The following is a 12,910-nucleotide window of genomic DNA, read 5'->3' on the forward strand; positions in this document are numbered from 1 at the left end:
TAAAGATTTGCTGCGGTCGTGGCGGAATTGGTAGACGCACCAGATTTAGGTTCTGGCGCCGAGAGGTGTGAGAGTTCAAGTCTCTCCGACCGCACCATCATTAAATAGAACCCAGCTTTTTAGCTGGGTTTTGTTTTATCTGGAATATGCAAATCTGCTAGCCAAGTCACCAAGTATTCTCTTCTATAACCTCACTTTTAATACAATTTTATAAGACAATGTCAGCTCCATTTTCTAATTGAGTATGACTAGCCTATGAAAACCCTCCCTTTAACGATCGGTTGCTACACGGATACGCCAAGTAAAAGCCAAGGTGTTTATCAAACTCAGTTAGATCTAGAAACTGGAAAACTATTATCTCTAGAGCTGTTCAGAAAATGCACTAACCCCTCTTTTGTTACTGCAACAAAGACAGGGATCTATACTGCATCTGAAGTTAATCAGCAAAAACAGCCCCAGCTCATTCATATACCTAATGTTGATTCGCAGATAACGTCCAATGCAAGTCCCATCTCAGGAAATCACCCCTGTCACATCGCGATAGATCCACACAATAAGTTTGCTATCACGTCGCAATACTCATCAGGCACATTCGATATCTTTAGCTTGAGTATCAATGGCAGCATCGATAAGCGACTCAAAACAATCAAGATGGTTGGTTCCGGGCCAAACAAAGAGCGACAAACCAGCCCACACGCCCATCAATGTCTGTTCCTACAAAACTCACCACAGTTTGTGACCGTCGATCTCGGCACCGATCGCATCAACTTCTATTGCTTTGATGAAGAACAAGAAGAGTTCCTTGATGAGCCAATGCAGTCTATTAAGGTGCCCGCCGGCAATGGACCTCGTCATTTAATCTTTAACAAAGCTGAAGACAGAGCCTATGTGGTCTGTGAACTCTCTGAAACGTTACTGATTTTGGAAAAGGTTTTAGGCATTTGGAATGTAGTGGAAGAGATTGATGCATTGCCTAATATGGAGAAGGGAGAAGCCGCAGCTGCGATTAAGCTATCCCCTGATGAGCAATTCCTTTATGTGTCATGTCGACACCAATCAAGAATCAGCAACTTCAAAATCGACTCTGAGACTCAAAAACTGAATTTCATTGAAAGCTACGACACTGAAGGTAAATTCCCAAGAGACTTCCATATAACTGACGATGGGAAATGGCTTATCGCCGCCAACCAACACTCCAACAACATCACCTCATTCAAGCGAGATAATGAGGACGGTTCTTTGGTTTATACAGGCTACTCGTTAGAGCTAGATGCGCCTGTTTGTGTGACGCAACAGCGATAGTAATCACCAGATACAAAAAAGGAGAGCATCAGCTCTCCTCTTCTTTTGTAACCAATTAAACTAGCGACTTAAAGACCCAAGGCGTATTTCAATACTTGAGTTTTAATCGGCCCAGAGTTCTCTGCTAGTTTTAGTGCGGCATTACGTACAAACTTAAGCGGACCAATGTCGTTGCTGAATGTCTTGTAGAAAAAATCCATGCCACTCTGCATCATAAGGTTGTCGCCTCTTCTTATCACTTCGTAGCGTCTTGCTACAGACTGATTCAATTCCCCCTTTTCTTTGGTGACATCCAACAATACTGATACATCTTTGAAGCCCAAGTTAACACCCTGCCCAGCCAAAGGGTTGATCGTATGCGCAGAGTCTCCGACTAAAATACAGTTATTCTTCGAGTATGATTGAGCATGACGCCGAGTAAGGGGGAACGAACCAGAGTTGAGGACTTTGATGTCTCCCAATTCCGTAGGGAAATTAACAAGTACTTCATTACGTAACTTTTCAGGGGTCATCGATGATAATTGCTTAATGCGAGATGGGGAGTCATACCAAACCAACGATCCCTGCCCGACTTCTTGACCGTCAGAGATTAAAGAACACAAAGGCAGAAATGAACGAGGGCCACTTGGTAGAAATTGTTGCCAAGTAATATCTTGCTGAGGTTGTTCTGTTTCGACATTGATAAGCATACAGTGTTGTCGATAATCCCAAGCCGTAATGCCAATTCCAGCATGTTGACGAACGACTGAGTTAGCACCATCAGCACCAACCACCCACTTCGCTGATAACTCAGTTCCTGATTGAAGCTTAACGATATTGGTTTCGCCATACTCAATCTCATCCAACTTTTCTGGACATAACAGTTCGAGATTGTCATGGGCATCAAATTGAGACCATAAGCCTAACTGAATCAGTCTGTTCTCGACAATATAGCCTAGACGGGGCAGATCCAGTGATGCAGCATCAAAACGAGTACGACACTCTGGATGTTCCCAAGTTTCCAATCGCTTGTAAGAACAAACGCGCATCGCTGCAATACTTTGCCATGCACCAAGAGCTTCAAGTAAATCGACCGATGCTTGAGAAATCGCCGACACACGAATGTCCATCGCTTGCGACTCATCAAAAGCTTGTGGGGCAAAACCTTCAATCACAGCAACACTCAGCCCTTGTTTCGCAAAGCCGATCGCTGTTGCCGCACCAACCATGCCACCACCAACTACCACAATATCGTAACTGTTCATATTTTGTACTTATCAGTTTGATTCTTTGACTATTTTTGATTGTACTTTTTCATAACTAACTTGTAACCAAAAACCTTATTTGAAAAAAGGGTTATCCCTTATGGTATATGGCGTTAACGATAATAAAAACCACTACAAAAGAGATTTGTTCAGACTACTAGTCAGTCGGTTTTGAAACCAGTACAATACGCCGCTTGCCGCTATAGACCGTCATAAGATTGAATACCGATTTATGACGAACCAGACTAGCGGATGAATAATGGGCGATTTGCTCCCTTAAATTAAACTAACGATCGAGCGAACATATAATGAGTAAGAAACTGCTAATTAAAACTTGGGGCTGTCAGATGAATGAATACGATTCATCAAAAATGGCCGACCTGCTTAACGCTGCAAATGGCTATGAGCTAACTGAAGTACCTGAGGAAGCAGACGTACTACTACTGAATACTTGTTCTATCCGCGAAAAAGCGCAAGAAAAAGTATTCCACCAGCTTGGTCGTTGGAAAACGCTTAAAGATAAAAAAGAAGGTGTAGTGATCGGTGTGGGTGGCTGTGTAGCCACTCAAGAAGGTGACCATATCCGTCAACGCGCTCCCTACGTAGACGTTATCTTTGGCCCACAAACATTACACCGCCTGCCAGAAATGATTAAGTCATCACTGTCTAACGAAAAGCCTGTAATGGACATCTCGTTCCCTGAGATCGAAAAATTTGATAACCTGCCAGAGCCAAAAGCAGACGGTGCAACTGCATTTGTTTCAATTATGGAAGGCTGTTCGAAGTACTGTACTTACTGTGTTGTGCCGTACACACGTGGTGAAGAAGTTAGCCGCCCAATGGATGATGTACTATTCGAAGTTGCTCAACTTGCAGAGCAAGGCGTACGTGAAGTTAACCTACTTGGTCAGAACGTAAACGCGTATCGAGGCCCAACACACGAAGGCGATATCTGTTCATTCGCAGAGCTTCTTCGTCTTGTTGCTTCAATTGATGGTATCGACCGTATTCGCTTCACGACAAGCCACCCACTTGAGTTTGGTGACGACATTATCGAAGTTTACAAAGATACACCTGAACTTGTGAGCTTCTTACACTTACCAGTACAAAGTGGTAGTGATCGTATTCTTACAATGATGAAGCGTCCACATACGGCTATCGAGTACAAGTCTATTATCCGTAAACTGCGTAAAGCTCGTCCTGATATTCAAATTAGTTCAGACTTTATTGTTGGTTTCCCAGGAGAGTCTAAACAAGACTTCCAAGATACGATGAAACTGATTAAAGAAGTTGATTTCGATATGAGCTTCAGCTTTATTTTCTCTCCGCGCCCAGGCACACCAGCAGCAGATTACCCATGTGATGTACCAACACAAGAGAAAAAAGATCGCCTGTGGGAACTGCAACAGACAGTAAACACACAAGCTATGCGCTTTTCCCGCCTAATGCTAGGCACAGAGCAGCGCATCCTTGTTGAAGGTCCATCAAGAAAGAACCTAATGGAACTGCGTGGCCGTACTGAAAACAGTCGTGTTGTGAACTTCGAAGGTTCTGCTGACCTAATCGGCCAGTTCGTAGATGTGAAGATCACCGAGGTGTACACCAACTCACTACGTGGTGAGTTAGTTCGCACAGAAAAAGATATGGGCTTACGCGTTGTAATGACTCCAGCAGAAATGATGGAAAAAACAAAACGCGAAGATGAGCTAGGTGTAGCCACGTTTACGCCATAGGTAATACAACTGTTTGAGCACAAAGCTCAAACACAAAGCTTGAAATTACCTAACTAAGTGACCATCTTAGAAATAGGGAATCACCATCAGAAGCCCGGTCTAAATCGGGCTTCTTGCTCTTTTTTTTTTATTTAAGAGAGAATGGTACAAAATGAGAGGCTAATTTGAGCAATAAAATCGTTACCTTAGAGATAAATCTAGAACCAGCAGATAACAAGCGCTTGGCAAGTTTATGCGGACCATTCGACGACAACATAAAGCACCTTGAGCGTCGTCTTGGCGTTGAGATTAACTACCGTAGCAACTTCTTCACTATCGTCGGTAAACCTCACACTACAGCCGCAGCTTTAGACATCATCAAGCACCTCTATGTTGAAACGGCTCCTGTTAAAGGCAACATAATTGATATCGAACCAGAGCAAGTGCATCTAGCGATCGCGGAGTCTGGTATTTTGGAGCAACACGTCGAGTCTGAGATTGACTACGGCAAAGAAGTGACCATTAAGACTAAAAAAGGCGTCATTAAACCTCGTACGCCGAACCAAGCACAATACCTAATGAATATGGTCACTCATGACATCACTTTTGGTATTGGACCTGCTGGTACGGGTAAAACGTACTTAGCTGTTGCGGCTGCGGTTGATGCACTTGAACGTCAAGAAGTTCGCCGAATCCTACTAACTCGCCCAGCCGTCGAAGCAGGTGAGAAGCTTGGTTTCCTTCCTGGAGATCTAAGCCAGAAAGTCGATCCATATTTGCGTCCACTTTACGATGCGCTGTTTGAGATGCTCGGCTTTGAACGAGTTGAGAAATTGATTGAACGTAACGTAATTGAAGTTGCACCACTGGCTTACATGCGTGGTCGTACATTGAATGATGCGTTCATCATTCTTGATGAGAGCCAAAACACTACGGTAGAACAGATGAAAATGTTCTTAACGCGTATCGGCTTTAACTCACGCGCTGTCATCACAGGTGATATCACTCAAATCGATTTACCTCGAGGGGCAAAATCAGGCCTACGCCATGCAACTGAAGTGCTTAGTGAAGTTGATGACATTAGCTTTAACTTCTTCATGTCTGAAGACGTCGTTCGTCATCCTGTCGTTGCTCGTATCGTTAATGCCTACGAGAAGTGGGAAGCCAAAGACCAAAAAGAGCGTAAAGAGTTTGAGGCCCGTAAACGTGAAGAACGAGAAGCCAAACTTCTTGAGGCTCAGCAAGCTGTTACGACACAATTAGCAACACAAAATAGTTCTGTCATTGCAGAGCAAGGTGATAAATAGATGTCTATTGAACTAGACCTGCAATTAGCGGTCGAAAATGAGCAAGGTCTTCCAACCGAACAAGATATTCAGCTTTGGTTAAATAAGACTATTCCTCAGTTTCAAGAGAACGCCGAGTTGACGGTTCGTATCGTAGATACACAAGAAAGCCACCAGCTTAATCATGAATACCGTGGAAAAGATAAGCCAACTAACGTGCTGTCTTTTCCATTCGAGGCTCCTCCAGGGATAGAGTTAGATCTACTTGGCGACCTCATTATCTGTCGCCAAGTCGTCGAAAAAGAAGCAGAAGAGCAAAATAAGCCTCTGTTAGCACACTGGGCTCATATGGTTGTACATGGCAGTCTGCATCTGCTAGGTTATGATCATATCGAAGATGATGAAGCTGAAGAGATGGAGTCACTCGAGACAGAAATCATGCAAACTATGGGGTTTGAAGACCCGTATATTCTAGAAAAGTAAATTGATTCTAGTAAAGTAGGTTGCAGAGAAACAATAACTCATCGAACCTGTGGTTTTCGCAGGAATCTGAGTTGTAACGTGTGCTATCACACTTCTGATAGCGTTATTTTTTGAGAAATCATGAACGAAGGTAACCCCCCCACTTCTGAGGGAAGTAAAAAATCTGAAGGTCCGAGTAGAAAGTCCTTCTTTGAACGCCTAGGCCAACTATTTCAAGGTGAAGTAAAAGATCGCCAAGAGCTCGTAGATGTAATCCGCGACTCAGAAATTAATGACCTAATTGACCACGACACGCGCGACATGCTCGAAGGTGTTATGGAAATTTCAGAGATGCGAGTACGCGATATCATGCTACCTCGCTCTCAAATGGTTACAGTTGAACGCACCGATGATTTAGATACATTGATTGCGCTTATTACTGATGCTCAACACTCTCGCTACCCGGTGATCAGTGAAGATAAAGACCATGTAGAAGGCATTCTATTAGCGAAGGACCTACTTAAGTATTTGGGTTCAGAAAGCGCCCCATTTGACATCGAACAAGTGATCCGCCCTGTTGTAGTTGTACCTGAAAGCAAACGCGTTGATCGCCTGCTCAAGGAATTCCAAGAAGAGCGTTACCACATGTCTATCGTTGTGGATGAATTTGGCGGTGTATCTGGCCTAGTAACCATTGAAGATATCCTCGAAGAAATCGTTGGTGAAATTGAAGACGAGTTCGACGATGAAGAAGAGTTAGACATTCGTAAGCTGAGCAAGCATACCTTCTCTGTTAAAGCTTTAACCACTATTGAAGATTTCAACGATACATTTGGAACCACCTTTAGTGATGATGAAGTGGATACAGTTGGCGGTATGGTGATGACAGCACTCGGTCATCTACCGGTTCGTGGAGAAATTGTAGAAATTGGAAGCTACCATTTCAAAATAACGTCCGCAGATAATCGTCGTGTGATTCAGCTACAGGTAACTATACCTGATGAGCAACCTCTTCCGACTATCGAAGAATAACAACTTCTCTCTAAAGAGATGACAGAAATTAGATGACTAAGACCTTTATTCATCGCCTATTACGGCCGCTTGCGGCCGTTTTTGTTGGCGCTATAACCACCCTTTCATTCGCTCCATATTCCATATGGCCTCTTGCTATTATCAGCCCTGCTTTGTTGCTGCTATTGATCCACAACCGCTCTCCTAAAAGTGCGCTTTGGATTGGCTACGCATGGGGTTTAGGTCAGTTCACAACAGGTATTAGCTGGGTATACGTCAGCATTGATGGTTTTGGCGGCATGCCACTTGCGGCCAACCTGTTTTTGATGGCATTGCTTGTAGGCTATCTAGCCGTATATTCAGGCCTCTTTACCTGGAGTCTAAACAAATTCTTCCCTGCTAATAACCTAAGTCGCTTTTTCCTCGCGGCCCCAGCATTGTGGTTAATCTCTGACTGGTTACGCGGTTGGGTAATGACAGGATTCCCTTGGCTTTGGTTAGGCTACAGCCAAATCGACTCTCCACTAAGTTCATTCGCACCGATTGGTGGTGTCGAGCTTGTGACGCTAGCGATTATTGTGTCAGCTTCTGCACTCGCTTATACGATCATAAATAAAGCGTGGAGTGTCGGCATCATACCTGCAGTTGTCTTAAGTGCAGGTTTCGGTATTCGAAATATCGATTGGGTGACACTAAACCCAGAGAAAACAACCTCGGTAGTATTGATTCAAGGCAACGTAGATCAAGACAGCAAATGGCTGCCAAGTCATCGCTGGCCTACGATGATGAAATACACCGACCTAAGTAGAGAAAACTGGGACGCTGATATCATTATCTGGCCTGAAGCTGCAATTCCTGCGTTTGAAGTAGAGATTCCATCTTTCCTACGTAATTTAGATAGCGCAGCGAAAATGAACAACAGTGCAATTATCACAGGTGTGTTAAATCAATCTGAAGATAAGAAGTACTACAACAGTGTTCTTTCTCTGGGAGTCAATCCATACGGTGAGTACAGCTATGATCCAGACGAACGCTATCATAAACATCATCTTCTACCATTTGGTGAATTTGTGCCGTTTGAGGATATCCTACGCCCGTTAGCACCGTTCTTTAACTTGCCAATGTCATCATTCAGTCGTGGCGATTTCGTTCAGCCAAACATCGTGGCAAATGGTCGTCATCTAGCACCAGCGCTTTGTTATGAGATCATCTTCAATGATCAAGTGAGACAAAACGTAACGGATGAAACTGACTTTATTCTAACGCTCTCTAACGATGCGTGGTTCGGCCGTTCGATTGGACCATTACAACATATGGAAATCGCACAAATGCGTGCTCTGGAGTTGGGGAAGCCGCTGATTCGCTCAACCAACAATGGCGTAACGGCAGTAACGGATCACAAAGGCAAGATCATCAAACAAATACCGCAGTTTGAAACCGCAGTATTGAAAGCTGAGCTAATCTCAACGGATGGTCAAACCCCTTATCACGTGGTCGGTACTTGGCCGCTGTATATCTGGGCGTTACTGAGTTTAGTAGCTGGCTGGTTTATGAGAAGAAAAGACTAGATTCGAGATTCGAGATTCGAGATTCGAGATTCGAGATTCGAGATTCGAGATTCGACGAAAGGTTGTTAAGGGTTGGCTGATTCAGTCAACCCTTTCTTATTGTTACAGCTTAAAATTGAAGACGCTATGGTTCAGTTTTTTACGGCTTAAGTGCCTTGCGGCTAAACCCTTTCGAGCCGCATTTAATACAAGGAATAATCGTTGTAGGGTGATTATATTCGGTTTGATGCCCACATTCATCACATACCAATGTGCCTAACCCTATCACTTCATCTGCTTGATATAATCCTTGATGCTCTAGATCTTGGAACAGCTCAACCCACTCCACCTTAGTACGATCAGTTATGTCCAGTAACCCTTGCCAAATAGAGTCTGTAATCATCAAATAGAATGGGCCATTTTTGCTCTCTTCATAGCTTTCTGAGAACTCTTTCAAGTCCGACTTCACATAAGCTGAGATCAGCGACAGCTCATCTTTGGTCATGTCGTTGGCCGCTTTTGCTAACTTACCTGATGTTTCAATTTTGTTGTTGAGTTCTTCAGGACTATGCTTCAGCGTTTCAATCACCTCTTCGACAACTTCTTCATAAAGTGCTTTTTTCTTCGGCATAAAAAACCTCCTCAAGATTACATACTTTTATCTTAGTTAACGTGTGCAAAGTTAAGCGACGAATCCTTAACAAACAAATGCAATTCGTCCCTTTAAGCATAGCTGTCGTGAGTAATTAGGTGGAATTTACGTAATCAACCATGCAGCAACTGCAAGTATGACGGGTATAACTATTGTTGTACTCAGCTGCTTTAGGTATTCTATGACGATCTGTAAGATTCTGTTCTAACCGAACTCACAAATTCCAAGATAACCGGATACCATCGATGCAAGAACAATATAACCCGCAAGAGATTGAACAAAAGGTTCAACAACACTGGGATAACAGCGAAACTTTCGTTGTAAGTGAAGACCCAAACAAAGAAAAATTCTACTGTCTTTCTATGTTCCCATACCCAAGTGGTCGACTGCACATGGGCCACGTGCGTAACTACACCATCGGTGATGTGGTATCTCGTTTCCAACGTCTACAAGGTAAAAACGTAATGCAACCAATCGGTTGGGATGCATTCGGCCTGCCTGCAGAAAATGCAGCTGTAAAAAACAACACGGCGCCGGCACCATGGACTTACGAAAACATTGAGTACATGAAAAACCAACTAAAGCTTTTAGGCTTTGGTTACGACTGGAACCGTGAATTCGCAACGTGTACACCTGAGTACTACCGTTGGGAGCAAGAGTTCTTCACCAAGCTTTACGAAAAAGGCCTAGTTTACAAGAAGACCTCTTCTGTGAACTGGTGTCCAAACGACCAAACTGTACTTGCAAACGAGCAAGTGGAAGACGGTTGCTGCTGGCGTTGTGACACTCCAGTAGAACAAAAGAAGATTCCACAGTGGTTCATTAAAATCACTGAATACGCTCAAGAGCTACTAGACGATCTAGATAACCTTGAAGGTTGGCCTGAAATGGTTAAAACCATGCAGCGTAACTGGATCGGTCGCTCTGAAGGTGTTGAGCTATCTTTCGCTGTTAACGGCGAAGAAGCACCGCTAGAAGTTTACACAACACGTCCAGACACGCTAATGGGTGTTTCTTACGTTGGTATCGCTGCTGGTCACCCACTTGCAGAGAAAGCATCGAAGAACAACCCTGAACTTGCAGCATTCGTTGATGAATGTCGCAACACGAAAGTGGCTGAAGCCGAATTAGCAACAATGGAAAAGAAAGGTATGGATACTGGCCTAACAGCTATCCACCCTCTTAACGGTCGTGTTGTGCCAGTTTACGTAGCAAACTTCGTTCTTATGGATTACGGCACAGGTGCGGTAATGGCGGTTCCAGCTCACGATCAACGTGATTACGAATTCGCAACTAAGTACGGTATCGATATCATTCCGGTAATCAAACCTGAAGATGGTTCTGAACTGGATGTATCTGAAGCGGCTTACACAGAGAAAGGTGTACTGTTCGATTCTGGCGAATTCGATGGTCTTGCGTTCCAAGAAGCATTCGATGCAATAGCTGCGAAACTTGAAGCTGAAGGCAAAGGTAAGAAAACAGTAAACTTCCGTCTACGTGACTGGGGTGTTTCTCGTCAGCGTTACTGGGGCGCTCCAATCCCAATGGTAACGACAGAAGACGGTGAAGTTCACCCAGTACCAGCAGACCAACTGCCCGTTATTCTTCCTGAAGACGTGGTAATGGATGGCGTTACTAGCCCAATCAAAGCAGACAAGTCTTGGGCTGAAACAACATTCAATGGCGAACCTGCGCTGCGTGAAACTGATACGTTTGATACTTTCATGGAATCTTCATGGTACTACGCACGTTACTGTTCACCACAAGCTGACGACATTCTAGATCCAGAAAAAGCAAACTACTGGCTACCGGTTGACCAATACGTTGGTGGTATCGAGCATGCTTGTATGCACCTGCTTTACTCTCGTTTCTTCCACAAGCTTCTACGTGATGCTGGTTACGTGACATCTGATGAACCGTTCAAGCAACTTCTATGTCAAGGCATGGTTCTGGCTGACGCGTTCTATCACGAAAACGAAAAAGGCACCAAAGAGTGGATTGCTCCGACTGACGTAACGGTTGAACGTGACGGTAAAGGTCGCATCGAAAAAGCAGTCGACGCTCAAGGCCGCGAAGTTGAACACTCAGGCATGATCAAAATGTCTAAGTCTAAAAACAACGGTATAGACCCACAAGAGATGGTAGACAAGTACGGCGCTGATACTGTACGTCTATTCATGATGTTTGCATCACCTGCAGATATGACTCTTGAGTGGCAAGAGTCTGGCGTTGAAGGTGCAAACCGTTTCCTTAAACGTGTTTGGAAACTGGTTCATGCTCACTCTTCTAAAGGTGCTGCTGAATCTGTTGATGCTTCTGCGCTATCTGGCGACCAGAAAGCACTTCGTCGTGATATCCACAAGACTATCGCGAAAGTAACGGACGATATCGGCCGTCGCCAAACGTTCAACACAGCCATCGCTGCAATCATGGAACTGATGAATAAGCTAGCGAAAGCACCTCAAGAATCTGTACAAGATCGTGCAATCCTTGATGAAGCACTAAAAGCTGTCGTTCGCATGCTTTACCCAATGACGCCACACATCTCTTACGAAATGTGGATTGCACTGGGTGAATCAAACGTAGATTCAGCAACATGGCCAACTTTCGATGAGAAAGCGCTAGTTGAAGACGAGAAGACTATCGTTGTAATGATCAACGGTAAGCTGCGTGCGAAACTGACTGTTGCTGCTGACGCAACCGAAGAGCAAGTTCGTGAACTTGGTCTAAACGATGAGAACGCTAAAAAGTTCCTAGATGACCTAACGATCCGTAAGGTTATCTTCGTACCAGGTAAGCTTCTAAACATCGTAGCTAACTAATATTGGCTAACTAATAGTTGTAGACTAAAACGAGCGAGTTTTAGTCTACAACTATAGCTGCTGAAGCGAACTTATTTTGTTTTTAGTAGTCTCTAGACAGGGTAGCTAATTACCCTGTCTACTTATTTAAGCGCTTTACTTTCAGTGACTAACCCCACGCCAAAAAGCTAAAGCCTTTAAATAAGTATTCTACCTTCATGAGAGCCATCAAATAATGCGCCTGATTTCACTATCTTCATTGAAAGTTACTATTGTTATTCTAACCGTTAGCCTATTGAGTGCCTGTGGTTTCCACCTACGCGGTGATTACTCAGTGCCAGAAGAACTTAACAAGATCTCTGTGACCAGTTACGACCAATACAGCACGTTTACACGTATGATGAAAGGTCAGCTGCGTATGAACGATGTAGAAATTATCCCACCAGCTGGAAACACACCGAATTTGCATATTATTAGCGAAAGCGTGAGTGAGCGAACTCTATCTCTTTATCAAAATACTCGTGCGGCAGAGAAAGAGCTGACGTTCAGAGCTAGGTATCGCGTAACGATACCAGAGCTTGGTGATAAAACATTCTCGACTAGCGTAACCCGTAGCTATCTAGATAACCCGTTAACTGCACTTGCGAAGTCGGTTGAACGAGACATGATCGAAGATGAAATGCGTAAGTTGGCAACAAGCCAAATCCTTCGTCAGATGGCTCGATTAAAAGCCAACATAGCGGCAGATAACATGGACCTAGAAGCGTTAGAGCACGTTCAAGTAAAAGAACTTGAGAAGCAATACAACATCAAAAACATCGAAATTGAAGACGCAGAAACAGTACCGACTTCCGAAGAGCAGTCAACACTAAGCGAATCGGCTGAACAATAGG

At 43.9% G+C, this 12,910-nt stretch carries 10 protein-coding genes and 1 tRNA gene; 9 read left to right on the forward strand and 2 right to left on the reverse strand.

Features of this window, described 5'->3' with window-relative positions; all coding sequences use genetic code 11:
- Window positions 1–12 precede the first annotated feature (12 nt).
- Window positions 13–97: transfer RNA gene (locus tag IQO02_RS04835), tRNA-Leu, on the forward strand.
- A 158-nt stretch (window positions 98–255) separates the two neighbouring features.
- Window positions 256–1,302, forward strand: a complete 1,047-nt coding sequence (locus IQO02_RS04840) for a lactonase family protein (protein ID WP_016793087.1) — start codon at window positions 256–258, stop codon at window positions 1,300–1,302.
- 68 nt (window positions 1,303–1,370) lie between these two features.
- On the opposite strand, the gene IQO02_RS04845 is transcribed toward IQO02_RS04840, so the two are convergent.
- Window positions 1,371–2,546: a 2-octaprenyl-3-methyl-6-methoxy-1,4-benzoquinol hydroxylase gene (locus tag IQO02_RS04845; RefSeq protein WP_010439139.1), complete on the reverse strand. Its 1,176-nt coding sequence runs from the start codon at window positions 2,544–2,546 to the stop codon at window positions 1,371–1,373.
- Between the two features lie 308 nt (window positions 2,547–2,854).
- Here IQO02_RS04845 and miaB point away from each other — a divergent pair, with 308 nt between their 5' ends.
- The 5 genes from miaB (at window position 2,855) to lnt (ending at window position 8,585) form a co-directional block, all read left to right on the forward strand.
- Window positions 2,855–4,279 (forward strand): tRNA (N6-isopentenyl adenosine(37)-C2)-methylthiotransferase MiaB, encoded by a 1,425-nt coding sequence (miaB, locus tag IQO02_RS04850; protein ID WP_010439137.1) that lies wholly within the window; start codon window positions 2,855–2,857, stop codon window positions 4,277–4,279.
- 164 nt (window positions 4,280–4,443) lie between these two features.
- Window positions 4,444–5,565 (forward strand): PhoH family protein, encoded by a 1,122-nt coding sequence (locus IQO02_RS04855; RefSeq protein WP_010439135.1) that lies wholly within the window; start codon window positions 4,444–4,446, stop codon window positions 5,563–5,565.
- Entirely contained in the window at window positions 5,566–6,027 is a 462-nt protein-coding gene (gene ybeY / locus IQO02_RS04860; RefSeq protein WP_016768321.1) for an rRNA maturation RNase YbeY, read from the forward strand.
- A gap of 120 nt (window positions 6,028–6,147) precedes the next feature.
- Entirely contained in the window at window positions 6,148–7,038 is an 891-nt protein-coding gene (gene corC / locus IQO02_RS04865) for a CNNM family magnesium/cobalt transport protein CorC (RefSeq protein WP_010439130.1), read from the forward strand.
- Window positions 7,039–7,070: 32 nt separating this feature from the next.
- On the forward strand, window positions 7,071–8,585 hold the full coding sequence (gene lnt, locus IQO02_RS04870) for an apolipoprotein N-acyltransferase (RefSeq protein WP_016793088.1): 1,515 nt from the start codon (window positions 7,071–7,073) through the stop codon (window positions 8,583–8,585).
- 139 nt (window positions 8,586–8,724) lie between these two features.
- Here lnt and IQO02_RS04875 read toward each other — a convergent pair whose 3' ends face one another.
- Window positions 8,725–9,195 carry a zinc ribbon-containing protein gene (locus tag IQO02_RS04875; RefSeq protein ID WP_010439124.1) on the reverse strand — a complete coding sequence of 157 codons (471 nt, stop codon included), beginning with the start codon at window positions 9,193–9,195 and terminating at the stop codon, window positions 8,725–8,727.
- A 266-nt stretch (window positions 9,196–9,461) separates the two neighbouring features.
- On the opposite strand from IQO02_RS04875, the gene leuS reads away from it, so the two are divergent.
- Window positions 9,462–12,038, forward strand: coding sequence for a leucine--tRNA ligase (gene leuS / locus IQO02_RS04880; protein ID WP_010439121.1), 2,577 nt, complete (start codon window positions 9,462–9,464; stop codon window positions 12,036–12,038).
- A gap of 214 nt (window positions 12,039–12,252) precedes the next feature.
- Window positions 12,253–12,909, forward strand: coding sequence for an LPS assembly lipoprotein LptE (gene lptE, locus IQO02_RS04885; protein ID WP_010439119.1), 657 nt, complete (start codon window positions 12,253–12,255; stop codon window positions 12,907–12,909).
- The last annotated feature ends 1 nt before the right edge of the window (window position 12,910 follow it).

It is taken from the genome of Vibrio sp. OPT24 (assembly GCF_015163545.1).
Lineage (GTDB): Bacteria > Pseudomonadota > Gammaproteobacteria > Enterobacterales > Vibrionaceae > Vibrio > Vibrio cyclitrophicus.

Coding starts and splice junctions, on each gene's coding strand:
- IQO02_RS04840 (WP_016793087.1), top strand. CDS start 256: ATGAAAACCCTCCCTTTAACGATCGGTTGCTACACGGATACGCCAAGT.
- IQO02_RS04845 (WP_010439139.1), bottom strand. CDS start 2,546: ATGAACAGTTACGATATTGTGGTAGTTGGTGGTGGCATGGTTGGTGCG.
- miaB (WP_010439137.1), top strand. CDS start 2,855: ATGAGTAAGAAACTGCTAATTAAAACTTGGGGCTGTCAGATGAATGAA.
- ybeY (WP_016768321.1), top strand. CDS start 5,566: ATGTCTATTGAACTAGACCTGCAATTAGCGGTCGAAAATGAGCAAGGT.
- corC (WP_010439130.1), top strand. CDS start 6,148: ATGAACGAAGGTAACCCCCCCACTTCTGAGGGAAGTAAAAAATCTGAA.
- lnt (WP_016793088.1), top strand. CDS start 7,071: ATGACTAAGACCTTTATTCATCGCCTATTACGGCCGCTTGCGGCCGTT.
- IQO02_RS04875 (WP_010439124.1), bottom strand. CDS start 9,195: ATGCCGAAGAAAAAAGCACTTTATGAAGAAGTTGTCGAAGAGGTGATT.
- leuS (WP_010439121.1), top strand. CDS start 9,462: ATGCAAGAACAATATAACCCGCAAGAGATTGAACAAAAGGTTCAACAA.
- lptE (WP_010439119.1), top strand. CDS start 12,253: ATGCGCCTGATTTCACTATCTTCATTGAAAGTTACTATTGTTATTCTA.